We start from the raw sequence: 24834 nt of genomic DNA, 5'->3' as shown, positions 1-24834 counted from the left end.
AATTATTCCTTAGTTGTCTCAACTTCGACATTCAATTTATCTGCTGATTGATGATCATCGTCATCTTCTGTATCACGCATTTCAATTTCTGTATCGTCGCTAGACATCATTTTAACGTCCATACCTAAACTTTGCAGCTCTTTAATCAATACTTTGAATGATTCAGGAACGCCTGGTTCTGGAACATTTTCGCCTTTAACAATTGCTTCATAAGTCTTAACACGTCCAACAACATCATCAGACTTCACTGTTAAGATTTCTTGAAGAGTATAAGCAGCACCGTAAGCTTCAAGTGCCCAAACCTCCATCTCACCGAAACGCTGTCCACCGAACTGAGCTTTACCTCCAAGAGGTTGCTGCGTTACAAGTGAGTATGGTCCAGTAGAACGAGCATGAAGTTTATCGTCAACCATGTGCGCAAGTTTGATCATATACATGACACCAACAGATACGCGGTTATCGAATGGTTCACCAGTACGTCCGTCATACAGGATTGTTTTCGCGTCATTTGCCATACCAGCTTCTTCAATTGTGCCCCAAACATCTTCCTCACGAGCGCCATCAAATACTGGTGTTGCAATGTGAATGCCCAGGTATCTTGCTGCCATACCAAGATGAAGCTCTAATACCTGACCGATATTCATACGAGATGGTACCCCTAATGGGTTTAACATGATATCGATTGGCGTACCGTCTGGTAAGTAAGGCATATCTTCTTCTGGTAAAATACGAGAAATAACACCTTTGTTACCGTGACGTCCGGCCATCTTGTCACCTTCAGAAATTTTACGTTTTTGAACGATATATGCACGTACAAGTTGATTCACGCCTGGTGGCAATTCATCGCCATCTTCACGGTTGAATACTTTTACGTCTAAGATAATACCGCCACCACCGTGTGGTACACGTAGTGATGTATCACGTACTTCACGCGCTTTTTCTCCAAAGATAGCATGTAATAGACGTTCTTCAGCTGTTAATTCTGTTACACCTTTAGGTGTTACTTTACCAACAAGTAAATCTCCATCTTTTACTTCAGCACCAACGCGAATGATACCGCGCTCGTCAAGGTTACGTAATGCGTCTTCCCCAACGTTTGGAATGTCACGTGTAATTTCTTCTGGTCCAAGCTTCGTATCACGAGCTTCTGATTCATATTCTTCAATATGAATAGAAGTGTACACATCATCTTTTACAAGGCGCTCACTCATGATGATCGCATCCTCGTAGTTATAACCGTCCCAAGTCATGAAGCCAACAAGCACGTTACGTCCAAGTGCTAGTTCACCTAATTCCATAGAAGGACCATCCGCAAGGATTTCACCTTTTACAACTTCATTTCCAACACTTACGATTGGACGTTGGTTGTAACAAGTTCCTTGGTTAGAACGAATGAATTTTTGCATTTTGTAGCGATCTAAGTCGCCTTTTACTGTTTGACCGTCAACTTCTACATAGCGACGTACCCAAACTTCACGTGCTTCTACGCGCTCAACAACACCAGGATGTTTACAGATTACTGCAGCACCTGAGTCTTTTGCTGATACGTACTCCATACCTGTACCTACAATCGGAGATTCCGGATTCATTAACGGAACCGCCTGACGTTGCATGTTCGCTCCCATAAGTGCGCGGTTAGAGTCATCGTTTTCTAAGAACGGAATACAAGCTGTCGCTGCCGACACTACTTGTTTTGGAGATACATCCATGTAGTCGATGCGTTCTCTATTTGTGACAATGTTTTCACCACGGAAACGAGCTACGATATCTTCACTTAGGAATTCACCTTCATCAGATAATTTCATATTCGCTTGGGCTACAACATAGTTATCTTCTTCATCTGCTGTTAAATAATCAACATGCCCTGTTACAAGACCAGTTTCTGGGTCAACACGACGATATGGTGTTTCAATGAAACCAAACTCATTTACTTTCGCGAACGAAGATAATGAGTTAATCAAACCGATGTTTGGTCCCTCTGGTGTTTCAATCGGACACATACGACCGTAGTGGGAGTAATGAACGTCACGTACTTCAAAGCCTGCGCGCTCACGCGTTAAACCACCAGGTCCTAATGCAGATAGTCTTCGTTTGTGAGTTAACTCTGCTAATGGATTTGTTTGGTCCATGAACTGAGATAACTGAGAACTTCCGAAGAACTCTTTAATAGATGCAATAACAGGACGAATATTAATTAGCGCCTGTGGTGTAATTGCATTTGTATCTTGGATCGACATTCTCTCACGAACAACACGTTCCATACGAGAAAGACCGATACGGAATTGATTTTGTAATAGTTCTCCAACAGAACGCAGACGACGGTTTCCTAAATGGTCAATATCATCTGTATCCCCTACTTTGTATAGTAGGTTGAAGAAGTAACTGATAGAAGCAAGGATATCACCTGGTGTGATGTGTTTCACATCACGAGTAATATTTGCATTACCAATTACATTAATTACACGTTCGCCTTCCGACTCAGGAGCATAAATCTTAATAGATTGCAGCTCAACATCGCCTTCTACCACTCCACCCATTGGTTTCGCTGTTTTGAATCCAATGTTTTTCTCTAAGTAAGGTAAAATGCGATCAAGTGTACGACGATCTAAGATTGTTCCTTCTGCCGCTAAAATTTCACCAGTTTCTGGATCCACTAATGTTTCAGCTAAACGTTGATTAAACAATCTGTTTTTAATGTGTAACTTCTTGTTGATCTTATAGCGACCTACATTTGCTAAATCGTAGCGCTTTGGATCGAAGAAACGAGACACAAGTAAGCTCTTAGCATTTTCTACTGTTGGTGGTTCACCAGGACGTAGACGCTCATAAATTTCAAGCAATGCTTTTTCTGTACTATCTGTGTTGTCTTTTTCTAATGTGTTGCTTAAGTATTCGTTATCACCTAAAAGCTCGGTGATTTCTTGATCAGAGCCAAACCCTAATGCGCGTAACAAAACAGTTACAGGAAGTTTACGCGTACGGTCAATACGCACATATACAACATCCTTAGCATCTGTCTCATACTCTAACCAAGCTCCGCGGTTTGGAATTACAGTAGCAGTAAAACCACGTTTTCCGTTTTTATCCACTTTGCCACTATAGTATACGCTTGGAGAGCGAACTAACTGGGAAACGATAACACGTTCTGCACCGTTAATTACGAATGTTCCAGTCTCTGTCATGAGTGGGAAATCTCCCATGAACACATCTTGTTCTTTTACTTCACCAGTTTCCTTGTTGATTAGACGCACTTTTACACGAAGTGGTGCTGCATACGTCACATCACGCTCTTTGCATTCGTCTACAGAGTATTTAGGTTCACCTAAGCTGTAGTCGATAAATTCAAGCGATAGATTTCCCGTAAAGTCTTCAATCGGAGAAATGTCTTGGAACATTTCTCGCAAACCCTCATCAAGAAACCACTGATAAGAAGAGGTTTGAATTTCGATAAGATTTGGTAACTCTAATACTTCACTAATACGGGCATAACTTCTTCGTTGGCGGTGGCGTCCGTATTGAACTAGTTGACCTGTCAACTGCTTCACCCCTCAAATCATGAGTATTATAAATGCACAAAAAAATTTGTGCAAAATCACAAATAAATACAACTACTGCTATTAGCGTAGTCTTTTTCTCTTAAAGATAAATACGTTGAGTCTTTCTACCTGCTCAAAAAAGAAAAATGGCTTCTATAAGAAAACCATCATTCTGTTTCATAATCTGCTGATTTTACTATCTTTTCCAAGAGAAACAAAAATATACATCTTTCTCAACGCAGAAAATCATATATTGGCATTGTATAATGTTAACATAGCCAAAAATAACCGTCAACGTTTTTTTGATTTTATGATATAATATCCTTTTTTCTTTTCTACAATCTCAACTTCAGAAAATACTTCTTCTAGTTTTTTCAGCGCAGATGGTGCACCCTGCTTCTTTTGAATAACAATCCAAAGTTCTCCACCTGGAACTAAATACTCCACAGCTTTTTCTAAAATCTCATGTACGATATCTTTACCCGCACGAATTGGAGGGTTAGATAGAATAGCAGCATACTCGCCATCTACATTTTCATAGACGCTACTTTGAAAAATACGTATATTCTCGATTCTGTTATTAGCGGCATTTTCTTTCGCAAGCCCAAGCGCCCTTTCATTCACATCCACCATGTGAACTTCACAACCTTGAAACTCTTTCGCTAACGACAAACCAATAGGACCGTATCCACAACCTACGTCTAATATATCACCTTTAATATCCGGCATTTGAAACGCTTCAATTAAAAGACGAGAACCAAAGTCCACCTCGTTTTTCGAAAACACCCCATGGTCAGATAAAAAAGTAAATTGAGATCCACGAAGTGGAAATTCCCATCGTTTACGATCACTTTTACTAGAAGGGTCGTTAGAAAAATAATGGTCTGCCATATGGCCACCTCTTTTCTTTACAGTTAAAAAAAAAGCTCGCATGAGAGCGAGCTTTTTTTAAAGCATCAAAAGTTAATTACTTAACTTCTACAGCAGCGCCAACTTCTTCAAGTTTAGCTTTCATTTCTTCAGCTTCCTCTTTAGAAACGCCTTCTTTGATTGCTTTTGGAGTGTTGTCAACTAATTCTTTAGCTTCTTTTAAGCCAAGACCAGTGATTTCACGTACAGCTTTGATAACTTTGATTTTTTGAGCGCCAGCACTTGCAAGTACTACGTCAAACTCAGTTTTTTCAGCAGCAGCTTCACCAGCGCCACCAGCTACAGCTACAGGAGCAGCAGCAGTTACGCCGAATTCTTCCTCGATAGCTTTTACTAAGTCGTTAAGTTCTAATACAGTCATAGATTTAACTGCTTCAATGATTTGTTCTTTAGTCATTGTAAATATCCTCCCTTAAATAGGTTTGTATTGTTTTATAGATAACAAGTAATTATCTTTTAAAAAATTAAGCGCCTTGCTCTTCCTTTTGTTCTGCAACTGCTTTAGTAGCAAGTGCAAGGTTACGGATTGGAGCTTGAAGAACGCTAAGAAGCATAGAAAGTAAGCCTTCACGTGATGGAAGAGTAGCGATTGCTTTAACCTCATCAAGTGTTACAAGTTTACCTTCGATTACGCCCGCTTTAATTTCTAAAGCTTCATGTTTTGTAGCGAAGTCGTTTAATACTTTCGCAGGAGCAACTACATCCTCGTTACTGAACGCGATTGCGTTTGGTCCTGTTAAGAATTCGTTTAACTCAGCCATTTCAGCAGATTCTGCAGCACGACGAGTTAGAGAGTTTTTGTAAACTTTGAACTCAACGCCAGCTTCACGTAATTGCTTACGTAATTCTGTTGCTTCAGAAACTGTTAAACCACGGTAGTCAACAACAATTGTAGATTTACTAGCACGAAGTTTGTCCGCGATTTCAGTTACAACTTGTTGTTTAGTTTCGATTACTTTGCTCATGTTATTACACCTCCTGTAGATTATATAGAAGATGTACCGAAAGTGCACTAAAAACCTCCATGCCCAACTTGTAGACATGGAGGCATATAGTCACAGAAAAAAATTCCGTTTCGTATATTAACACCTAGGTAGGAAATTAAGTCTATTGACACCTACTGTCTACGGTACACTATTTAAATCACAACATAAATGATTATATTAAATCTTCTTTATGAAGTCAACTTCCAATTTTTACGCTAATGTAGAAACGTCTACGCGTACGCCAGGTCCCATTGTAGAAGCAACTGTTACGTTCTTCATGTAAGTACCTTTTGCAGCAGATGGCTTAACTTTTAATAAAGTGTCAGCGATTGTTTTGAAGTTTTCTACTAATTTAGCATCTTCGAAAGATACTTTACCGATTGGAACATGGATGTTACCAGCTTTATCAACGCGGTATTCAACTTTACCAGCTTTGATTTCGTTAACAGCTTTAGTTACATCGAAAGTAACTGTTCCAGTTTTAGGGTTTGGCATTAAACCTTTAGGTCCTAATACGCGACCAAGTTTACCAACTTCACCCATCATGTCAGGAGTTGCTACTACTACATCGAAATCGAACCAACCTTGTTGGATTTTACCGATGTAATCAGTATCGCCTACGAAATCAGCGCCAGCAGCTTCAGCTTCTTTAGCTTTTTCACCTTTAGCGAACACTAATACACGTTGTACTTTACCAGTACCGTGCGGAAGAACAACTGCACCACGGATTTGTTGGTCAGCTTTCTTAGGGTCAACACCTAAACGGAATGCAGCTTCTACAGTTGCATCAAATTTAGCTGTGTTTGTTTTCTTTACTAATTCTACTGCTTCTGTTGCAGAGTAAGCAGATGCACGATCAACAAGCTTTGCAGCTTCTACGTACTTTTTACCTCTTTTAGCCATTTTTATTTCCTCCTCGAATGTGGTTTTAGCGGAATAACCTCCCACGTTTACGCCTGTTTTCAGGTATAACCTGAGGATGAGCGCCATCCATTTATTTAAAAACAATAATCATTTACGATAATAAAGGTTGCGAATTGGAATTCCAGACCCGCAACCTTTTTTAAAAACAAATCGAATTAGTCTTCGATAACGATGCCCATACTGCGTGCAGTACCTTCAACCATACGCATTGCAGCTTCTACGCTAGCAGCGTTTAGGTCAGGCATTTTAGTTTCAGCGATTTCGCGTACTTTATCACGCTTAACAGTTGCCACTTTATTACGGTTTGGTTCACCAGAACCAGACTCAATACCAGCTACTTTCTTAAGAAGAACAGCAGCAGGAGGAGTTTTAGTAATGAAAGTGAATGAACGGTCCTCAAATACCGTAATTTCAACAGGGATGATAAGACCAGCTTGATCTGCTGTACGAGCGTTAAACTCTTTACAGAAGCCCATGATGTTAACACCTGCTTGTCCTAATGCTGGACCAACTGGTGGAGCTGGGTTAGCTTTACCTGCAGGAATTTGAAGCTTTACCATTTTAATTACCTTTTTAGCCACGAGACACACCTCCTTAAGTCCGTGATGTGGTCAATTGGACAGTGATTTGCCCTCCCACGTCATATTTTATCTGTAAGGATAAAATCTTTCAAAAAACGTCTCCGATAACGAAGACGTACTGACTTAAAAGATATTATCACTTTTTACAATTCATTTCAAGTTTCATTTTATAATTTTTCAATTTGATGGAAGTCAAGTTCAACTGGAGTCTCGCGACCAAACATGTCCACAAGTACGCTAACCTTTTTCTTCTCCACATCAATTTCTTCAATAGCACCTGTATAATCTGCGAATGGCCCCTCATTTACACGTACTGTCTCATGAAGTTCAAAGTCGAAATCAACCACTTCGTTGTCCATTCCCATATGTTTCATAATGGTAACAACTTCCTCTTCTAATAGAGGTGATGGTTTAGATCCAGAACCAGAAGAACCAACGAACCCAGTTACACCCGGCGTGTTACGTACAACATACCAAGAATCATCAGTCATGATTAATTCTACTAATACATAACCTGGGAACACTTTTCTTTTCATTAATTTTTCTTTTCCGTTTTTCATTTCTACTTCTACTTCTTCCGGGACAACAACACGGAAAATTTTATCTTGCATACCCATTGATTCTACACGCTTCTCTAGGTTTGCTTTTACTTTATTTTCATATCCAGAATAAGTATGGACAACATACCAACTTTTTTCCATTCATTTAGGACGAGCGTCCTTCCCTCCCTGACGTACATTTTTTTGCGCAAATGAAAAAACCCGTTCACCGGGCTTTTACACAGTTCTTATAAATAACATTATATCATGGATAAGTGCTTCTTATTCAAGAATTAACCAAGAATTAACCGAATTAAAGAAGAAATGCCCATATCAACTACTGCGAAGAAAATCGCAAAGAACACAACTGTAGCAACAACAGTCGCTGTTGAGCGGAGTAATTCATCTTTTTTAGGCCAACTTACTTTTTTCATTTCGCGACCTACATCGCCGAAAAAGTTCGTTAAACGCATCTGCGGGACCTCCAGTGTATTATTTCAATTATTTATTTTGTTTCCTTGTGAACTGTATGCTGATTGCATGTTTTACAAAACTTTTTTATTTCAAGTCGCTCTATTGAGCTCGTATCTTTCATAGTAGAGTAGTTTCGATTTTTACACTCTTCACATGAGAGTACAACTTTTTTCCTCATTAGTTACACCAACCTTGTAACATTATGTCCCTAAAAATGTATCATATAATAAAAGACAATGTCAATGACATGCATTTTGTACTGTCTACAAAAGAAAACAGGTGATTTATTTTACACCTGTTGCACTTGTTATTTGTTATGAATTTAAAGTTGTACTTTCTCGCATTTCCATATATCGTTCCAATTTCCTCTTCACCCGCTGTAAAGCGTTATCAATAGATTTCACATGTCTGTTTAACTGTTCTGAAATCTCTTGATAAGAACGCCCATCTAGATATAAAGAAAGTACTTTTCTTTCTAAATCGCTTAATAATTCTGATATTTTTGATTCTATGTCTGTATATTCTTCTTGGCTAATAATCATCTCTTCAGGATCAGTTACCTTCGCTTCAGAAATAACATCCAATAATGTTCGATCAGATTCCTCATCGTAAATCGGCTTATCTAAAGACACATACGAATTTAAGGGAATATGTTTTTGCCTTGTTGCCGTTTTAATAGCGGTAATAATTTGTCGAGTGATACACAGTTCAGCAAATGCTTTGAATGAAGACAGCTTGTCCTCTTTATAATCACGAATTGCTTTAAACAATCCTATCATACCTTCTTGAACAATATCTTCTCGATCGGCACCCACTAAAAAGTAAGATCTTGATTTCGCGCGAACAAAGTTCTTATATTTGTGAATTAAATATTCTAGAGCGTCAGTATTACCTTTTCGAACTAACTCAACGATTGCCTCATCCTCTAAATCACGAAATGTAACGTCGCCTACACTTACGAAGCCTGCTTCCACCTTGATCCCTCCGACCGCTATTTATTTAGCAATATTATACAGTAAAAAGACAAAGAGCGTCAATGCTTCAACGCTCTCCTCTTCTTAATTTTTCTAATTTTTCTGTAATATCTTTACTAAATATCTTTCGCATGGCGGGTTGCTGTTCTTTCGTGTCTTTTGTACGCCTTCTTACTTGTTGCTCCATTGCCTGTACTTCCAACTCTAATTCACGCGCAGATTTCCGAAGGGCACCTTGCGCAAATATAACCCATTGTTCCGTGTAATCAGAAGTCGCAACATATATTCGTGTATTTATATTTCTAAGCTCTATCGCAAGTTGCTCTATCTTTTCGTCTGCAGTTTGATTCTTTCGTGTGAATATTACTTCCACACGAGATTGTTTCATCTTTTTTTCAATACCGTGTACTGTATAGGCATCAAAGACTATCATCACTTTTGTACCTGTATAACCTTGATAATCCGCCATCTTATCAATAAGTGCATCTCTTGATGATTGTAAATCTACATCCCGCAGTTTCTTCAAATCTCCCCAAGCTCCGATAATGTTGTAACCGTCAACGATTAAAATATCGTTCATCTTTTATTTACCAATTTCGTGACGTTTACGATATACCTCATACATTAACAAACTTGCGGCTACGGAAGCATTTAAGGATGTAACTTTACCAACCATCGGTAGAGTGATTAGGAAATCACACTTTTCACCAATAATACGACTCATACCTTTTCCTTCACTACCAATTACTAACCCAATTGGCATTTTACCATCTAAATTACGGTAATCCGTTTTCCCTTTGGCATCTGTACCAGCAATCCAAAGTCCACGTTCTTTTAATTCATCAATTGTACGGGATAAGTTCGTTACGCGCGCAACAGGAATGTATTCAATCGCTCCTGTTGATGCTTTCGCAACTGACGCTGTAAGCCCCACAGCCCTTCTCTTTGGAATAATAATTCCATGAGCTCCTGTCGCATCAGCAGTACGCATAATAGAACCTAGGTTATGGGGATCTTCAATCTCATCTAAAATTAAGAAGAATGGATCTTCATTACGTTTTTCTGCCACTTTGAATAACTCTTCTAACTCCGCATACTGATATGCAGCTACTTGAGCAATTACACCTTGATGATTACCCTCAACTAATTGATCTAACTTTTTCTTTGGTGCATGTTGTAAAATAACCTTATTTTCTTTCGCTAACGCTAGTACAATCTGTACTTGTCCTTTGGCAGCACCTTCTGCGATCCAAATTTTATTTATATCTCTCCCTGATCGTAACGCCTCAATTACAGGGTTACGTCCGATAATATATTCACTACTCATGATGATGTGCCCCCTTCCTTTTCTTCTAAAACTGCAATTGCCTTATATACAATTTCGTCTAATCTTTCACGGTTATTTAATAAATGATGATAACCAATTAGCGCTTCAAAGGCTGTACTATGTCGATATGTTTGTACATCCGTATTTTTTGGAACTGTACCTGAATTTGCATTACGTCCTCTTCTTAATACCGCCTCTTCTTCCTCTGTCAAAAACGCCGTCTCTAATAAATGATAAACAACTTTCGCCTGTGCTTTTGCTGAAACAAAGCTCGTCCCTAATCGATGTAATTGATTAGGGCGAACTTTCCCTTTTTGAAGTAGGTGATAGCGGATATATTGTTCATATACCGCATCACCCATGTATGCTAACGCTAAGCTGTTTAATTGCTTTGCATCAATCATTCTTATCCTCTTTTCCATCTTGTACCTTGAGCGGTATCTTCTAAAATAATATTACGGTCTTTTAAGTCATCGCGAATTTGATCTGATAATGCAAAATCACGATTTTTACGAGCTTCAATGCGTTTTTGAATAAGTGCCTCAATTTCTTCATCAAGCAACTCTTCTTGCGCTAATTCTAACCCTAAAATATCAAATAATGTTTCAAGTTGTTTTACGTATGCTTCAATTACCACTGTAGACGTATGTTCTTCCAGTAAATATTGATTCGCATGATTTGCCACATTATATAACTCAGTGATTGCATTAGCAGTGTTGAAATCATCATTCATCGCTTCTTCAAATGCAGTCTGGAATTTTTCCAGTTCCGCTAACCATTTCTCATTATGGTCTGTTAAATCAGTACTACTCTCCATACGGTGTTTTAAGTTACCGTAAGCCGTCTTAATTCTTTCCAGTCCGTTATTTGTGCTTTGTAATAACTCTTCACTGAAATTAATTGGATGACGGTAATGTACCGATAGCATAAAGAATCTAATTAACTGCGGATTATATTGCTTAATGATATCGTGAACTAAAATAAAGTTCCCCAATGACTTAGACATCTTCTCATTATTAATATTAATATATCCATTGTGCATCCAGTAACGTGCAAATGTTTTTCCAGTTAACGCCTCAGACTGCGCAATTTCATTCTCATGATGAGGAAATGCTAAGTCTTGACCACCAGCATGAATATCGATTGTATCTCCTAAGTATTTACGTGCCATTGCCGAGCATTCAATATGCCAGCCTGGACGACCTTTCCCCCAAGGGCTTTCCCAGAAGATTTCTCCTTCTTTAGCATCTTTCCATAAAGCAAAATCAAGAGGGTCTTGTTTCTTTTCTCCTACTTCAATACGCGCACCGTGACGTAAGTCTGCGATTGGTTGATGCGATAATTTACCGTATCCTTCGAATTCCTTCGTTCTAAAGTACACATCACCTTCTGATTCATATGCATATCCTTTATTCACAAGTTCTTGAATAAATTCAATAATGATATCCATATTTTCCGTTACACGCGGATGAACTGTTGCGTGTTTGCAACCTAGTGCCGTTACATCCTCAAAGTACGCTTCAACGAAACGGTCAGCAATTGTCGGCACATCTTCACCTAATTCATTTGCTGCTTTAATTAATTTATCATCTACGTCAGTAAAGTTGGACACATACTGCACATCATACCCTTTATATTCTAAATAACGGCGTACCGTATCAAATACCATAGGTGGTCTTGCATTCCCAATGTGAATATAGTTATAAACTGTAGGTCCACACACATACATCTTTACCTTATTTTCTTCTAATGGAGTAAACTCTTCCTTTTGACGTGTTAACGTATTATAAATGTGAATAGTCATTTTTATCCTTCCTTTCTACCTTTACTTCAAGTTGTTTTTTCAATTTATCAAGTTCTACTTCCATGACCTTTAACTTATCAAAAATTGGGTCTGGAAGGTCAGAATGATTTAATTCTTGACCGATTTTTACTCCATTTTGAATAACGACTCGGCCAGGTATACCTACAACTGTAGAATGTGCAGGGACTTCTTTTAATACGACAGAACCTGCTCCAATTTTAGAATTCTCTCCAACTGTAATAGAACCTAGTACTTTAGCACCTGTTGCAATTAATACATTATCCTGAATTGTAGGGTGCCTCTTTCCCTTTTCTTTACCCGTACCACCTAATGTAACCCCTTGATAGATCGTTACATTATCACCAATTTCGCACGTTTCTCCAATTACAACCCCCATTCCATGGTCTATGAAAAAACGACGACCAATTGTTGCTCCTGGATGAATCTCAATGCCAGTAAAGAAACGACTAACTTGTGAGATCCAACGTGCAATAAAGAAGAAATTTTTTTTATAAAAAGCATGTGCAATTCGATGGGCCCAAACTGCATGTAATCCAGAGTAAGTCAAAATGACTTCGAAATAACTTCTTGCCGCTGGATCCTGTTCAAAAACGACTTCAATATCTTCCCGAAGCCTCTTAAACATCGACGTTCCCTCCCCTTTATGGGCTGCTTTTTCGAATGAACTAACTCCCTACTTATCTCCCTAAATCTTTATACACGTAGATAAAATTTATACTCATACCCAGTTTTACGGTATAAAAAAAGACGCCTCTGTCATATTGACAGAGACGCCTTATAAGCGCGGTTCCACTCTGTTTAGGCTAAAAAAGCCTCAAACTCATCTCTGATAACGGTGTACACCGCTTCTGCTTACTTTACGCCCTAAGACGTTTCGCAAAACAATTTACTGTTCAGCAGAAGACTCGAAGGGGCATTTCAAAAATCCGCTTATAAACCACTTCCAGCCTAAAGGTGGTTCTCTCTGTAAAAAGCCTGATTTTCTACTTCTCCTTCTCGTCGCTTTTCCTTATTAGGTTTTAAGTATACTTATTATATTTCTAAACCTAGAAAATGTTAACCAATTACTTTTTGAAGACGATTTAAAACTTTTTCTTTTCCAAGAAGTGCAATAGCATTCGGAAGCTCTGGACCATGTGTTTGACCAGTAGTTGCAACACGGATTGGCATAAATAAGTTTTTACCTTTATGACCTGTTTCCTTTTGAACTGCTTTAATAGCCGCCTTAATTGCTGTTGGTTCCATCGCTTCTAGTGCTTCTACTTGACCAGCAAATGCACGAAGTACTTCTGGTACTTGTTCACCTTTTAATACTTCTTGTCCTTCTTCTTCATAATCAACATGATCTTTGAAGAACATTTCAGAAAGCTCTACAATTTCAGCTCCAAAACTCATTTGTTCATGGTATAAAGCAATTACACCACGGATCCAATCTTGATCTTGTTCACTTAAAGTTTCTCCCACACGTCCAGCTTTCACTAAATGCGGTAAACTTAACTCTACAACCGTATCTAAATCTTGCTTTTTCATATACTGGTTGTTCATCCATTTTAGTTTTTGAGAATCAAATAATGCAGGTGATTTTGATAAACGAGCTGCATCAAACATTTTGATAAACTCATCTTTAGAGAAGATTTCTTCTTCACCTACTGGTGACCAACCTAATAGCGCAATAAAGTTAAAGATTGCTTCTGGAAGATATCCAAGCTCTTTATATTGCTCAATAAATTGAATAATAGATTCATCACGCTTGCTTAATTTTTTACGACTTTCATTTACAATTAAAGTCATATGACCGAATTGTGGGATATCCCAACCGAAAGCTTCATAAATCATCATTTGTTTTGGCGTGTTTGAAATATGATCATCACCACGAAGTACATGTGTAATCTCCATTAAGTGATCATCTACTGCTACCGCAAAGTTATAAGTTGGGATTCCATCTTTTTTCACGATAACAAAATCACCAAAATCATTTGAATGGAATGCAACTTCGTCTTTTACGATGTCTTTGAATGTGTAATCACGATTAGCTGGTACACGGAAACGAATACTCGGAATACGTCCCTCAGCTTCAAATTCTTTCATTTGTTCTTCAGTTAAATCACGGTGGTTACCTGCATAACGAGGTGTTTCACCACGAGAAATTTGTCCTTCACGCTCTGCTTCTAGCTCTTCTTCTGTCATATAACATTTGTAAGCTAAACCACGCTCTAATAAATCTAGATATAATTTTTTATAAATATCTAAACGCTCTGTTTGACGATATGGTCCAAATTCACCGCCAACATCAACACCTTCATCCCAGTCCATACCGAGCCATTTTAAGTATTTTAATTGGCTTTCTTCTCCACCAGCCACGTTACGTTTTACATCAGTATCTTCAATACGAATAATAAACTTGCCATCTAAATGACGAGCAAATAAATAATTAAATAATGCCGTACGCGCATTTCCGATATGTAAGTGTCCTGTTGGACTTGGCGCATAGCGCACTCTCACTTGCTTTTCCATAATTGGTACACCTTCCATTCTTAATGTCTACACATTCTATAATTGTACAACAAAAAAATGTGATTATCCATCTTACGAATTAAAAACCATTATTTTTTCTGTAATAATACCACTGCTTGAGAGGCAATCCCTTCTTCCCTACCTGTAAATCCTAATTTTTCTGTTGTAGTTGCCTTTACATTAATGTTATCTATAGACGTTTCTAACAGTTCACTAATACGTTTACGCATACTTTCAATATGCGGTGCCATTTTTGGCTTTTGAGCAATGATTGTACAATCTAAATTCCCTAACTCGTAACCTTGTTCACGCACAAATTCCCAAACTTTTTGCAACAATACAGCTGAATCTGCATCTTTAAAAGCTGGGTCTGTATCAGGAAAATGCTTTCCGATATCTCCTGCTGCAATGGCACCTAAACATGCATCAGCAATCGTATGTAACAATACATCTGCATCTGAATGGCCGATTAATCCTTTCTCGTGTGGAATTGTAATTCCGCCAATAATTAACGGTCTACCTTCTGCAAATTCATGCACGTCAAAACCTTGTCCAATTCGAAACATTCTTTACATCCTCCTTGAGCTAAACCACTGAGCTTTATGACTCTATATTATATCGATATCCTTACAAAGAAAAGCCCGGCCATTGCCGAGCTTTTCTTTGTTATACACTATCACGGCTATTTTTTCAGAACATGAAGGAAACTTTCAGCAATTAGTAAATCCTCTGGAGTCGTCACTTTAATATTATAGTAACTCCCTTCTACTACACCTACTTGCTTTCCAATACGTTCCACGAGACTTGCATCATCTGTACCAAGAAAACAGCTCTGTTTTGCACTTCTATGAGCTTCTAGCAAAAGAGAAACAGAGAACCCTTGCGGTGTTTGTACAGCCTTAAGCTGAGATCGTTCTACCGTTTCGACAACAACACCTTGCTCTACCTTCTTAACTGTATCCTTTACTGGCACTGCACAAATGGAAGCTCCATATTTTTCTGCTGCTGTTAATACATCTTGAATCACTTTATTCGTTACGAATGGGCGCGCTCCGTCATGTACAAGAACGTATTCAACATCACTCGCATGCTGAATCGCGTTATATACACTATCTTGTCTTTCGGCTCCACCCTGAATAAATTGTACCTGTTTTTCAATCGGATACTTCTGCATTAATTCTTCAAAATACGGGCGTTCCTCTTCGTTAATTGCCATAACAATACTTTTGCACGCTTTATCTCTTTCAAAAGCACGTAATGTATGAACGATAATCGGTACTTCATTTATAAGTAAGAACAACTTATTTTTGCCAGCACCCATCCGCTTTCCTTGGCCGGCTGCCGGAATAATTAATGTATACATATTAATAATCCTCTACCTATAATGCTTTTTCTAATAATTTACGTTTTGCGAAAATCATACGACCAGCTGATGTTTGTAATACGCTAGTAACCAGTACATTAAGTTGCGAACCTACATACTCTCTACCATCTTCTACTACAATCATCGTACCATCATCTAAGTACGCAACACCTTGGTTTTGCTCTTTACCATCTTTCACAACATAAACATTTAATTCTTCGCCAGGGAGTACAACTGGTTTAATTGCATTAGCTAAATCATTAATGTTTAACACTGTTACTCCTTGTAATTCAGAAACTTTATTTAAGTTAAAATCATTCGTTACTACAGTTCCACCGGTGATTTTTGCTAACTTTACAAGTTTGCTATCCACCTCTTGGATATCCTCGAAATCGCCTTCATAAATTTCTACCGGAATCGGCATCTCTTTTTGAATACGATTTAAAATGTCTAGTCCTCTGCGACCACGATTACGCTTTAAAGCATCGGAAGAATCGGCAATATGCTGAAGCTCTTCTAATACGAATTGTGGAATCACAATTGTTCCTTCCAAAAACTTCGTTTGGCAAATGTCAGCAATACGTCCATCGATAATTACACTCGTATCGAGAATTTTCCAATGAGTCGTAGATTTTTCTGCTTCTGCCTCTTCGTTCTCGTTATTATTTTTCTTCTTACCTCCGCGTTGGGGTAATGTAAATAATCCTAGCAATTCATTCCTCTTTTTAAATCCTACTTGGAATCCTAAATATCCAAGTAAAAGAGTGAAGAACACTTGCAATACCGTACTAATAACCGGAATTGTAAATTCACGAATCGGTATTAAAATTAAATATGCAACAATAAGACCAGAGATCAATCCTAATGTACCAAATAAAACATCTGCTACAGGCGCCTTTACAAGAGCCTCTTCAATATGCTTAATAAGTTGAACAATATAATCTACAAGCCAAAATGTTGTTAAAAATAAAATAATTGCACCAATAATCGCACGAACATACGATCCTTCCAATAAAGGAACAGCACCGATGTCTAATACATTAATAACTTTTGGGATTAAGTAAATCCCTAACGCTCCCCCGATCACTAGAAAGAAGAGCTGTACGATCCGTTTTAACATCCAACCACCTCCTACTCATTATTAACCATTGTTTCGCTAATCAAAACGCCGAATGCAAAAGCGGACGTGTTTTTTTATAAATAGTTTTATTTACCAATATATCATATCATATACCAAAAATGTTCTAGTGTCGTTATATTATGGAATCAATGTAATATTCTTAATTGTGTCTACTCATATATAGATGCTCTTGAATTCTTTTTAAGCCTTCTCGTATTTTCTTCGCCCTTACTTCCCCAATTCCTTCCACATCATCCAATTCCTGAATAGTCGCGCGACAAACTCCTTGCAACGTTTTGAATCGATTAATTAAATTTTCAATGATAAGTGGCGGAACACGAGAGATTTTGCTTGTAATTCGATATCCCCTTGGCGTCACACTTTCTTCTAAACTGGTTTGCCCTGGGTAACCAAGTAATTTAACTAAATCACTATCCTCTAAAAGTTGTGTATTTGCAAGGTCCTGTAACTTTTTCAAAATTTGATGATGGTCTTGTGTTTTCTCCTGATGGTAATCTTTAATTAACAATGCTGCCTCTGCTTCTAAATCAGCTAGTAATTCTGTAAGCTGTAAACGAATTAACCTACCTTCTGTTCCTAGCTCATGAATATAGCTCAATATTTCATTTTTAATACGCAGTACCATTTCAACACTATGTAAAACGTGAACTACCTCAGACATTGTAACGACCTCTTCAAATTCTAGAATGCCCAAATTCGTAATACCATCATTCCATACAGCCTTATATTTTTCTAACGTTTGAATAGCTTGGTTTGCCTTTGTTAAAATAACCCCTATATCTTTTAGTGTATAACGTAAGTTCCCTTGATATAGCGTAATTACGTTACGTCTTTGTGAAATGGCCACAACAAGGCTGCCCGTCTGCTTCGCTACACGTTCTGCTGTTCGGTGACGCATACCGGTTTCAATAGAATCAATAGATGCCTCTGGAACTAACTGTGCATTCGCTATTAAAATTTTACTTCCCGTTTCATTTAAAATAAGTGCCCCGTCCATTTTTGCTAATTCATATAAACTAGCAGGAGAGAATGCACAATTAATGTGAAAACCACCATCCACAATACTTTTAATCTGCTCATTATATCCAAGAACAATTAGCCCCCCTGTTTGTGCGCGAAGTACATTATCTATCCCTTCACGCAGTGGTGTTCCTGGGGCCACGAGCTGTAAAATATTAATCATACTTTTGACACGTTGCTTATTTTCTTCCATAGCCTAGCCTCCTAATGTCAAACGAAGCGCTTCTCCTAAATTAGAAACACCTACAACCTCAATCCCATCCGGAATTGTCCATCCTCCTAAGTTTTTTCTAGGAATAATAACACGTTGAAATCCTAATTTAGCCGCTTCTTGTACACGTTGTTCGATTCTTGATACTCTTCTTATTTCTCCAGTTAATCCTACTTCTCCTATTACTGCATCAGTTGGTGCCGTAGATTTATCCCTAAAACTTGAGGCTATACTTAAAGCCACTGCTAAATCAATTGCCGGTTCGTCTAATTTCAAACCACCAGCTACTTTTAAATATGCATCTTGATTTTGCAATAGTAAACCTGTTCTTTTTTCTAATACTGCCATAATAAGCGAAACACGGTTATGATCAATTCCCGTCGCCATTCTTCGAGGATTTCCAAAACTAGTAGGGGAGATTAATGCTTGTATTTCTACTAAAACCGGTCTTGTTCCTTCCATTGAAGCAACTACTGTTGATCCTGCAACACCAACCGGCCTTTCCTCAAGGAAGATTTCAGAAGGATTTAAAACTTCCGCAAGACCAAGCTCTTTCATTTCAAAGATACCCATTTCATTCGTGGAACCAAAACGGTTCTTCACAGCCCGTAAAATACGATACGTATGGTGTCGATCTCCTTCAAAGTAAAGAACTGCATCGACCATATGTTCTAACATACGAGGTCCTGCAATTGCTCCTTCTTTTGTCACATGCCCGACAATGAAAATAGGGATTCCTTTTGTTTTTGCAAGTTTCATTAATTCCGCTGTACATTCACGTACTTGTGCCACACTTCCTGGTGCTGACGTCACTTCAGGTAAATGTATCGTTTGAATAGAATCAATAACAACAAAAGCTGGATTCATCTCTTCAATATGTGCTGCAATACGCTGCAGGTCTGTCTCTGCTACAACAAATAGATTGCTACCCTTTACATGCAAACGATCTGCACGAAGTTTAATCTGCTTTGCTGACTCCTCACCCGATATGTATAATACATCATATGAAGAATCTGCTAATTGTGATGAAATCTGTAATAGTAATGTTGATTTTCCAATCCCAGGGTCTCCACCAATAAGCACTAAGGACCCATCTACAATTCCACCACCAAGCACACGATTAAACTCTTGAAATTCCGTTTCAATACGTGCCTCAGACTTTGTTTCTACTTCGGTAAGACGTCTTGGTTTTGTTACTTCCGTTTGAATTGCATTCGCGTAATTAAGGCGCCTAGATGATACAACTGGTTCCATTTCTTCAACAAGTGTATTCCATTGACCACATCCAGGACATTTACCCATATATTTTGGTGACTGATAACCACATTCTTGACATATAAATTTCGTTTTCTTTTTAGCCATACCTTTTTATAGTTCACTTCACTTTCGTCTATAAACGTTTATCCTTCTCGTACAAGAAAGAGGGCTATCGCGTAGCCCTCTTTGTTTGTCTATACTTATTTTACCTTTTCCGCACTATGAATGACAAATGATTCTCCTTCTACATCAAAGATAACTTTTTGTCCTTTCTCAATAGCACCTTTTAAAAGTTCTTCTGATAGTCTATCTTCTACATGTTTCTGAATTGCTCTGCGAAGTGGACGAGCGCCATACTCACGATCAAATCCTTTATCTGCAATAGCTGAAATTGCCCCTTCCGTTAAGTGCAATTCGATTTCTTGTTCTTTTAAGCGATTAACTAACTGATTTACCATAAGAGTTACAATCTCTTGAATATGTTTTTTCTCAAGCATATGGAATACGATAATTTCATCAATACGGTTTAAGAATTCTGGACGAAATGCCTTTTTCAGCTCATCCATTACTTTACCTTTCATATCCGAATAATCACGGCTTTCATCTTGTACATTAAATCCAAGATGTTTGTTACGTTTTAACGCCTCGGCACCAACGTTAGACGTCATAATAACAATCGTATTACGGAAATCAACTGTACGTCCTTTAGAATCTGTTAAACGACCATCTTCTAATACTTGTAGTAAAATATTAAACACATCCGGATGAGCTTTCTCTACCTCATCTAATAAGACAACTGAATATGGCTTGCGACGAACTTTCTCTGTTAATTGTCCACCTTCTTCATATCCAACATATCCTGGAGGAGAACCAACTAAACGGGAAGTAGAATGCTTCTCCATGTATTCTGACATATCGATGCGAATCATTGCATCTTCATCACCGAACATAGATTCTGCTAGTGCTCTTGCAAGTTCTGTTTTACCTACACCTGTTGGCCCTAAGAAAATAAATGAACCAATTGGGCGCTTCGGATCTTTTAATCCTGCTCTTGCACGACGAACAGCTTTTGCTACAGCTACTACTGCTTCATCTTGACCAATCAAACGATCATGGAGAATGGATTCTAAATTTAATAATTTATCAGTCTCTGTTTGTGCAAGTTTAGAAACTGGGATACGCGTCCATGTAGAAACGACATTTGCAATATCTTCTACCGTAACCTCTGAATTTTCTTTTCCTTGTTGCTCTTTCCATTGACGTTTTGTATCTTCTAACTTCTCACGTAAGCGTTGCTCCATATCACGTAAGGATGCAGCCTTTTCAAATTCTTGACTTTGTACAGCTGCATCTTTTTCTTTTCGAATCTCCTCAAGCTTCACTTCAAGCTCTTTTAAGTTTGGTGGTGTTGTATAAGAACGTAAGCGAACTTTTGAAGCAGCTTCATCAATTAAATCAATTGCTTTATCTGGTAAAAAGCGATCTGTAATATAACGATCTGAAAGTTTTACAGCTGCATCAATAGCGTCATCTGTAATAGATACACGGTGATGCGCCTCATAACGATCACGTAAACCTTTCAAGATTTGAATCGATTCTTCTAAACTTGGCTCATCAACATGAATTGGTTGAAAACGTCTTTCTAAAGCCGCGTCTTTTTCAATATATTTACGATACTCATCTAAAGTTGTTGCCCCAATACATTGTAACTCTCCTCGTGCTAAAGATGGTTTTAAAATATTCGATGCATCGATTGCACCTTCTGCTCCACCTGCACCAATTAATGTATGAAGCTCATCAATAAATAGAATAATATTGCCTGCTTGGCGAATTTCATCCATCACTTTCTTTAAACGATCTTCAAATTCACCGCGATATTTCGTTCCAGCTACCACTGTACCCATATCTAGTGTCATAACACGCTTATCTCTTAAAGTTTCAGGAACTTCATTATTTACAATTTGCTGTGCTAATCCTTCTGCAATTGCCGTTTTACCTACACCAGGCTCACCAATTAATACTGGGTTGTTTTTCGTTCTACGGCTTAATACCTCAATTACACGTTGAATTTCTTTACCACGTCCAATAACAGGGTCTAAGCGATTTTCACGCGCAACAACTGTTAAGTCCCTTGCTAAACTGTCAAGTGTCGGTGTATTTGCATTTGATGCTGAACCACCTTGATGACCTGAACTAGCTTCATTACTTCCAAGAAGTTGTAAAACTTGTTGTCTTGCTTTATTTAGACTTACACCTAAATTATTTAAAACACGTGCGGCTACACCTTCACCTTCACGGATTAAACCGAGTAAAATGTGTTCTGTTCCAACGTAAGAATGGCCTAGCTTACGCGCTTCATCCATAGATAATTCAATAACCTTTTTAGCACGAGGTGTATAATGTACAGTTTGAGAAGCTTCTGTTCCACGCCCAATTAACGCTTCTACTTCTTTTTGAACTTTCTCTGGACTTAATCCAAGAGCAATTAATGCTTTTGCTGCAATTCCTTCACCTTCGCGTACAAGCCCAAGTAAAATATGTTCTGTTCCAATATTATTATGCCCAATACGAATTGCTTCCTCTTGAGATAAAGCTAATACTTTCTGTGCTCTTTCTGTAAATCTTCCAAACATCATAGAAATCGCCTCCTACTTGCGCTTAGTTTTTTTCAATACGTAATCGCTCACGGATTAAGGTTGCTCTTCGATAATCTCTTTCTTCTGGCCCTAAAGGTCCACCTGCGTATTGTTGTAAAATACCTGGTTGTGTAAGAACCATTAGCTCAGTCAAAATATTTCTCGATATACCTTTTATATATCCTAGATCAATACCAAGTCGTACATCCGATAAGCAATTGGCTGCTTCTGCAGATTGAATTAAACGACTGTTTGCTAGTATGCCGTAAGAACGATAAACCTTATCTTCAAGTTCAATACTTGAATTTTGTACAATTAATTCTCTAGCTATTTTTTCTTGCTGTATAATTTGTTGAATGACACTCTTTAAATCTGCAATAATATCTTCTTCAGACTTTCCTAGCGTCATTTGATTTGAAACTTGAAATATATTACCTAACGCTTCGCTACCTTCACCGTATATTCCTCTTACTACTAACCCTAATTTTTGAATTACTTGTATAATACGGCTAATTCTTTTTGTTAAAACCAGTCCCGGTAAATGAATCATCACAGAAGCTCTTAACCCTGTGCCAACATTAGTAGGACAACTTGTAATATATCCAAGTGACTCATCAAAAGCGTATTCAACTTCTTTCTCAATCCAATTATCTATTTGATTGGCGCTTTGAAGCGCCTCTGATAACTGTAATCCTGAAAATAGGCACTGAATCCGAATATGGTCTTCTTCATTAAGCATAACACTAATATGTTCACTTTCTGATAGTAGACATGCTCCATATTCTGTCCCTGCAAGATTTGGACTAATTAAATGCTTTTCGACTAAAACTCTCCTTTGAAGAGGGGTTAATTCATTCATCTTTAATAGTCCAAACTCCCCAAAGGAACCTACTGCTTTATTTATAAATTTCTTTTTGAATAGTTCATGAATCTGTTTAGCTTCTTCTTCGTTTTGCATAGTGGAAAATTGATATTGTTTAAAATTACGAGCCAAACGAATTCGACTACTTAAAACAATATCAGAATCAGGGCCATCCCCCTTCATCCATGGACTAATTGCTTCGTTCATAATTTTGTCCAGTGACATAGAATTATTCCCCCTCCCTATGCTCACTAAGCTGTATTTCAAGACCTCGGATTTTATCCCTTACCTCTGCAGCTTTCTCAAATTCCTCTTTCTGTACGTATTGTTTCAGAATAAGTTTTAGTTCATCTAATTCTTTCTTTAAGTGGATATTTCCTTCTATACGTTCCGGAATTTTTCCACAATGTTCTGTATGCCCACCGTGAAGGCGTTTTAATAATGGCTTTAAATGCTCCTTAAATGTATCGTAACAAGAAGAACAGCCAAAACGTCCGACTTTTGTAAATTGTTCATATGTCATCTTACAATCTGGACACCTTACTATATCTGCATTTGAAAATCCATTTTTTCCTTCTTCAAACATTGTTGATTCACCGTGTAATAAACCAGCAAATAAATCATGAAATGAAAAGTTAGACTGCGATGATTGAAAGAAAGACGTATAGCCACTTTGCTCTGCACATTGCTCACAAAGATGAACTTCCGCCTTCTTCTCGTTAATTACTTTTGTATAATGTAAAGTTGCTGGTCTTATGTTACAGTTTTGACAAGTCATCACTATCCCCACCTTTACAACAGGAACGCTCTATCTCATGGTACTTTTCATACATTACTAGATTGTTCGCTTTCCTGAATCCATTTAAATAAAAGTGCATGTTCTTTTTCAAAACTTCTACAATATTTAACTGCTTTATCTTAGTTATCAATCTTTTACAAAAGTTATATTTATTTATATTTCAGTGTTCTTAACATTGCGCATAATATTCGAGCCCTAAGTTCATCTCGAGAAGGAACATCCATTGATAATACAGAACGGTCTATTACACTTAACATCAGTTTCGCTTCACGATTTGTTATGATTCCCTCTTCTATTAAACGTATAATCATACTTTCTGCATTCCCTTGCGCAACGCTATGATCAATCATATGAAGCATTTGATCAATAATGTCTATATCATCATGCAGTTTGACTTTTATAATGCGAATGTAACCTCCTCCACCACGTTTACTTTCTACTACAAATCCTCTTTCTAACGTAAAACGGGTATTGATTACATAATTGATTTGAGATGGTACGCACTCGAATCGATCCGCAATCTCATTTCTCTTGATTTCAATCACATTATTATTACTTAAGTCAATAACTTGCTTTAGATATTGCTCAATGATATCAGATATATTTCTCATTTATCCGCCACCTTTATTGACTTTGACTATCTTTGACTTTAATTATATACGTATTAATAAAATTTGCAACTCTTTTGCTTATTCACTATCCTAGCCACATTCCCCTGTATTTAAACAAAATATGAATACTTTAAACACATTTTTTATTACTATGGATTATAAAATAAAACACGAAAAAACACGAGTCATTTGACTCGTGTTTTAGTTGCTTGGCGACGTCCTACTCTCACAGGGACAAGGTCCCAACTACCATCGGCGCTAGAGAGCTTAACTTCCGTGTTCGGTATGGGAACGGGTGTGACCTCTCTGCCATCATCACCAAAC

Annotated in this window: 25 protein-coding genes, 1 rRNA gene and 2 other annotated features; all 26 genes read right to left on the bottom strand. The window is 37.8% G+C overall.

Translation table 11 applies throughout. From position 1 onward, the window contains the following. Nucleotides 1–2 precede the first annotated feature (2 nt). Nucleotides 3–3536 (bottom strand): DNA-directed RNA polymerase subunit beta, encoded by a 3534-nt coding sequence (gene rpoB, locus H6481_RS23165; RefSeq protein WP_000147553.1) that lies wholly within the window; start codon nucleotides 3534–3536, stop codon nucleotides 3–5. Between the two features lie 291 nt (nucleotides 3537–3827). Continuing rightward, nucleotides 3828–4427 (bottom strand): class I SAM-dependent methyltransferase, encoded by a 600-nt coding sequence (locus H6481_RS23160; protein ID WP_000763269.1) that lies wholly within the window; start codon nucleotides 4425–4427, stop codon nucleotides 3828–3830. Between the two features lie 76 nt (nucleotides 4428–4503). Then, on the bottom strand, nucleotides 4504–4863 hold the full coding sequence (rplL, locus tag H6481_RS23155) for a 50S ribosomal protein L7/L12 (RefSeq protein ID WP_000159737.1): 360 nt from the start codon (nucleotides 4861–4863) through the stop codon (nucleotides 4504–4506). 67 nt (nucleotides 4864–4930) lie between these two features. Beyond that, a complete protein-coding gene (gene rplJ, locus H6481_RS23150; RefSeq protein ID WP_000048718.1) occupies nucleotides 4931–5431 on the bottom strand; it encodes a 50S ribosomal protein L10 in 501 nt (166 codons plus the stop codon). Nucleotides 5432–5470: 39 nt separating this feature from the next. Then, nucleotides 5471–5614, bottom strand: a sequence feature (ribosomal protein L10 leader region). A gap of 48 nt (nucleotides 5615–5662) precedes the next feature. Then, the gene (gene rplA / locus H6481_RS23145; protein WP_002094239.1) at nucleotides 5663–6355 is read right to left on the bottom strand and encodes a 50S ribosomal protein L1; all 693 of its coding nucleotides are present in this window, start codon (nucleotides 6353–6355) and stop codon (nucleotides 5663–5665) included. A 176-nt stretch (nucleotides 6356–6531) separates the two neighbouring features. Then, complete coding sequence (gene rplK / locus H6481_RS23140) at nucleotides 6532–6957, bottom strand: 50S ribosomal protein L11 (RefSeq protein WP_001085872.1); 426 nt, start codon at nucleotides 6955–6957, stop codon at nucleotides 6532–6534. 167 nt (nucleotides 6958–7124) lie between these two features. Continuing rightward, a complete protein-coding gene (gene nusG / locus H6481_RS23135; RefSeq protein ID WP_000415794.1) occupies nucleotides 7125–7658 on the bottom strand; it encodes a transcription termination/antitermination protein NusG in 534 nt (177 codons plus the stop codon). Nucleotides 7659–7789: 131 nt separating this feature from the next. Next, nucleotides 7790–7969: a preprotein translocase subunit SecE gene (gene secE, locus H6481_RS23130; RefSeq protein ID WP_001241323.1), complete on the bottom strand. Its 180-nt coding sequence runs from the start codon at nucleotides 7967–7969 to the stop codon at nucleotides 7790–7792. A 32-nt stretch (nucleotides 7970–8001) separates the two neighbouring features. After that, nucleotides 8002–8148, bottom strand: a complete 147-nt coding sequence (gene rpmG / locus H6481_RS23125) for a 50S ribosomal protein L33 (protein ID WP_014481927.1) — start codon at nucleotides 8146–8148, stop codon at nucleotides 8002–8004. A 136-nt stretch (nucleotides 8149–8284) separates the two neighbouring features. After that, nucleotides 8285–8944: an RNA polymerase sporulation sigma factor SigH gene (locus H6481_RS23120; RefSeq protein WP_000387198.1), complete on the bottom strand. Its 660-nt coding sequence runs from the start codon at nucleotides 8942–8944 to the stop codon at nucleotides 8285–8287. A 67-nt stretch (nucleotides 8945–9011) separates the two neighbouring features. Beyond that, complete coding sequence (locus H6481_RS23115; protein ID WP_000997887.1) at nucleotides 9012–9524, bottom strand: NYN domain-containing protein; 513 nt, start codon at nucleotides 9522–9524, stop codon at nucleotides 9012–9014. Between the two features lie 3 nt (nucleotides 9525–9527). Beyond that, nucleotides 9528–10271 carry a 23S rRNA (guanosine(2251)-2'-O)-methyltransferase RlmB gene (rlmB, locus tag H6481_RS23110; RefSeq protein ID WP_000093765.1) on the bottom strand — a complete coding sequence of 248 codons (744 nt, stop codon included), beginning with the start codon at nucleotides 10269–10271 and terminating at the stop codon, nucleotides 9528–9530. Beyond that, nucleotides 10268–10675, bottom strand: coding sequence for a Mini-ribonuclease 3 (locus tag H6481_RS23105; protein ID WP_000564261.1), 408 nt, complete (start codon nucleotides 10673–10675; stop codon nucleotides 10268–10270). Before H6481_RS23105 ends, rlmB begins: the two co-directional genes overlap by 4 nt. Before the next feature lie 2 nt (nucleotides 10676–10677). After that, a complete protein-coding gene (cysS, locus tag H6481_RS23100) occupies nucleotides 10678–12075 on the bottom strand; it encodes a cysteine--tRNA ligase (protein WP_000152273.1) in 1398 nt (465 codons plus the stop codon). Then, a complete protein-coding gene (gene cysE / locus H6481_RS23095) occupies nucleotides 12056–12721 on the bottom strand; it encodes a serine O-acetyltransferase (protein ID WP_000476500.1) in 666 nt (221 codons plus the stop codon). The genes cysS and cysE overlap by 20 nt, the downstream gene beginning before the upstream one ends. Before the next feature lie 138 nt (nucleotides 12722–12859). After that, nucleotides 12860–13105 (bottom strand) — a binding site (T-box leader). A gap of 47 nt (nucleotides 13106–13152) precedes the next feature. After that, nucleotides 13153–14610 carry a glutamate--tRNA ligase gene (gene gltX, locus H6481_RS23090; RefSeq protein ID WP_063546191.1) on the bottom strand — a complete coding sequence of 486 codons (1458 nt, stop codon included), beginning with the start codon at nucleotides 14608–14610 and terminating at the stop codon, nucleotides 13153–13155. 89 nt (nucleotides 14611–14699) lie between these two features. Continuing rightward, nucleotides 14700–15176, bottom strand: a complete 477-nt coding sequence (gene ispF, locus H6481_RS23085; RefSeq protein WP_000488386.1) for a 2-C-methyl-D-erythritol 2,4-cyclodiphosphate synthase — start codon at nucleotides 15174–15176, stop codon at nucleotides 14700–14702. Between the two features lie 116 nt (nucleotides 15177–15292). Then, nucleotides 15293–15973, bottom strand: a complete 681-nt coding sequence (gene ispD / locus H6481_RS23080; RefSeq protein ID WP_000288307.1) for a 2-C-methyl-D-erythritol 4-phosphate cytidylyltransferase — start codon at nucleotides 15971–15973, stop codon at nucleotides 15293–15295. A gap of 16 nt (nucleotides 15974–15989) precedes the next feature. After that, on the bottom strand, nucleotides 15990–17093 hold the full coding sequence (locus H6481_RS23075) for a PIN/TRAM domain-containing protein (protein ID WP_000919679.1): 1104 nt from the start codon (nucleotides 17091–17093) through the stop codon (nucleotides 15990–15992). Between the two features lie 160 nt (nucleotides 17094–17253). Continuing rightward, entirely contained in the window at nucleotides 17254–18327 is a 1074-nt protein-coding gene (gene disA, locus H6481_RS23070; RefSeq protein ID WP_063546189.1) for a DNA integrity scanning diadenylate cyclase DisA, read from the bottom strand. 3 nt (nucleotides 18328–18330) lie between these two features. Further along, nucleotides 18331–19707: a DNA repair protein RadA gene (gene radA / locus H6481_RS23065; protein WP_001085199.1), complete on the bottom strand. Its 1377-nt coding sequence runs from the start codon at nucleotides 19705–19707 to the stop codon at nucleotides 18331–18333. A 95-nt stretch (nucleotides 19708–19802) separates the two neighbouring features. Beyond that, the gene (gene clpC, locus H6481_RS23060; RefSeq protein WP_000971170.1) at nucleotides 19803–22238 is read right to left on the bottom strand and encodes an ATP-dependent protease ATP-binding subunit ClpC; all 2436 of its coding nucleotides are present in this window, start codon (nucleotides 22236–22238) and stop codon (nucleotides 19803–19805) included. A gap of 22 nt (nucleotides 22239–22260) precedes the next feature. After that, on the bottom strand, nucleotides 22261–23325 hold the full coding sequence (locus H6481_RS23055) for a protein arginine kinase (RefSeq protein WP_000050836.1): 1065 nt from the start codon (nucleotides 23323–23325) through the stop codon (nucleotides 22261–22263). Between the two features lie 4 nt (nucleotides 23326–23329). Beyond that, complete coding sequence (locus H6481_RS23050) at nucleotides 23330–23878, bottom strand: UvrB/UvrC motif-containing protein (protein WP_000128385.1); 549 nt, start codon at nucleotides 23876–23878, stop codon at nucleotides 23330–23332. Nucleotides 23879–24048: 170 nt separating this feature from the next. Continuing rightward, nucleotides 24049–24510 carry a transcriptional regulator CtsR gene (gene ctsR, locus H6481_RS23045; protein ID WP_001244560.1) on the bottom strand — a complete coding sequence of 154 codons (462 nt, stop codon included), beginning with the start codon at nucleotides 24508–24510 and terminating at the stop codon, nucleotides 24049–24051. Nucleotides 24511–24717: 207 nt separating this feature from the next. After that, nucleotides 24718–24833, bottom strand: a 5S ribosomal RNA gene (gene rrf, locus H6481_RS23040). Nucleotide 24834: the final 1 nt, after the last annotated feature.

It is taken from the genome of Bacillus sp. ME78 (assembly GCF_903970865.1).
In the GTDB taxonomy this organism is placed as follows: Bacteria; Bacillota; Bacilli; order Bacillales; family Bacillaceae_G; genus Bacillus_A; species Bacillus_A cereus.
Note: the sequence above shows the minus strand (reverse complement) of the source record. Positions and strands in the feature narration are given on the sequence as shown.

What these genes read in the sequence shown, in the direction of transcription:
- H6481_RS23160 (WP_000763269.1), bottom strand. Translation starts at nt 4,427, where the DNA reads ATGGCAGACCATTATTTTTCTAACGACCCTTCTAGTAAAAGTGATCGT.
- rplL (WP_000159737.1), bottom strand. Translation starts at nt 4,863, where the DNA reads ATGACTAAAGAACAAATCATTGAAGCAGTTAAATCTATGACTGTATTA.
- rplJ (WP_000048718.1), bottom strand. Translation starts at nt 5,431, where the DNA reads ATGAGCAAAGTAATCGAAACTAAACAACAAGTTGTAACTGAAATCGCG.
- rplA (WP_002094239.1), bottom strand. Translation starts at nt 6,355, where the DNA reads ATGGCTAAAAGAGGTAAAAAGTACGTAGAAGCTGCAAAGCTTGTTGAT.
- nusG (WP_000415794.1), bottom strand. Translation starts at nt 7,658, where the DNA reads ATGGAAAAAAGTTGGTATGTTGTCCATACTTATTCTGGATATGAAAAT.
- secE (WP_001241323.1), bottom strand. Translation starts at nt 7,969, where the DNA reads ATGCGTTTAACGAACTTTTTCGGCGATGTAGGTCGCGAAATGAAAAAA.
- rpmG (WP_014481927.1), bottom strand. Translation starts at nt 8,148, where the DNA reads ATGAGGAAAAAAGTTGTACTCTCATGTGAAGAGTGTAAAAATCGAAAC.
- H6481_RS23115 (WP_000997887.1), bottom strand. Translation starts at nt 9,524, where the DNA reads ATGAACGATATTTTAATCGTTGACGGTTACAACATTATCGGAGCTTGG.
- rlmB (WP_000093765.1), bottom strand. Translation starts at nt 10,271, where the DNA reads ATGAGTAGTGAATATATTATCGGACGTAACCCTGTAATTGAGGCGTTA.
- H6481_RS23105 (WP_000564261.1), bottom strand. Translation starts at nt 10,675, where the DNA reads ATGATTGATGCAAAGCAATTAAACAGCTTAGCGTTAGCATACATGGGT.
- cysS (WP_000152273.1), bottom strand. Translation starts at nt 12,075, where the DNA reads ATGACTATTCACATTTATAATACGTTAACACGTCAAAAGGAAGAGTTT.
- cysE (WP_000476500.1), bottom strand. Translation starts at nt 12,721, where the DNA reads ATGTTTAAGAGGCTTCGGGAAGATATTGAAGTCGTTTTTGAACAGGAT.
- gltX (WP_063546191.1), bottom strand. Translation starts at nt 14,610, where the DNA reads ATGGAAAAGCAAGTGAGAGTGCGCTATGCGCCAAGTCCAACAGGACAC.
- ispF (WP_000488386.1), bottom strand. Translation starts at nt 15,176, where the DNA reads ATGTTTCGAATTGGACAAGGTTTTGACGTGCATGAATTTGCAGAAGGT.
- ispD (WP_000288307.1), bottom strand. Translation starts at nt 15,973, where the DNA reads ATGTATACATTAATTATTCCGGCAGCCGGCCAAGGAAAGCGGATGGGT.
- H6481_RS23075 (WP_000919679.1), bottom strand. Translation starts at nt 17,093, where the DNA reads ATGTTAAAACGGATCGTACAGCTCTTCTTTCTAGTGATCGGGGGAGCG.
- disA (WP_063546189.1), bottom strand. Translation starts at nt 18,327, where the DNA reads ATGGAAGAAAATAAGCAACGTGTCAAAAGTATGATTAATATTTTACAG.
- radA (WP_001085199.1), bottom strand. Translation starts at nt 19,707, where the DNA reads ATGGCTAAAAAGAAAACGAAATTTATATGTCAAGAATGTGGTTATCAG.
- clpC (WP_000971170.1), bottom strand. Translation starts at nt 22,238, where the DNA reads ATGATGTTTGGAAGATTTACAGAAAGAGCACAGAAAGTATTAGCTTTA.
- H6481_RS23055 (WP_000050836.1), bottom strand. Translation starts at nt 23,325, where the DNA reads ATGTCACTGGACAAAATTATGAACGAAGCAATTAGTCCATGGATGAAG.
- H6481_RS23050 (WP_000128385.1), bottom strand. Translation starts at nt 23,878, where the DNA reads ATGACTTGTCAAAACTGTAACATAAGACCAGCAACTTTACATTATACA.
- ctsR (WP_001244560.1), bottom strand. Translation starts at nt 24,510, where the DNA reads ATGAGAAATATATCTGATATCATTGAGCAATATCTAAAGCAAGTTATT.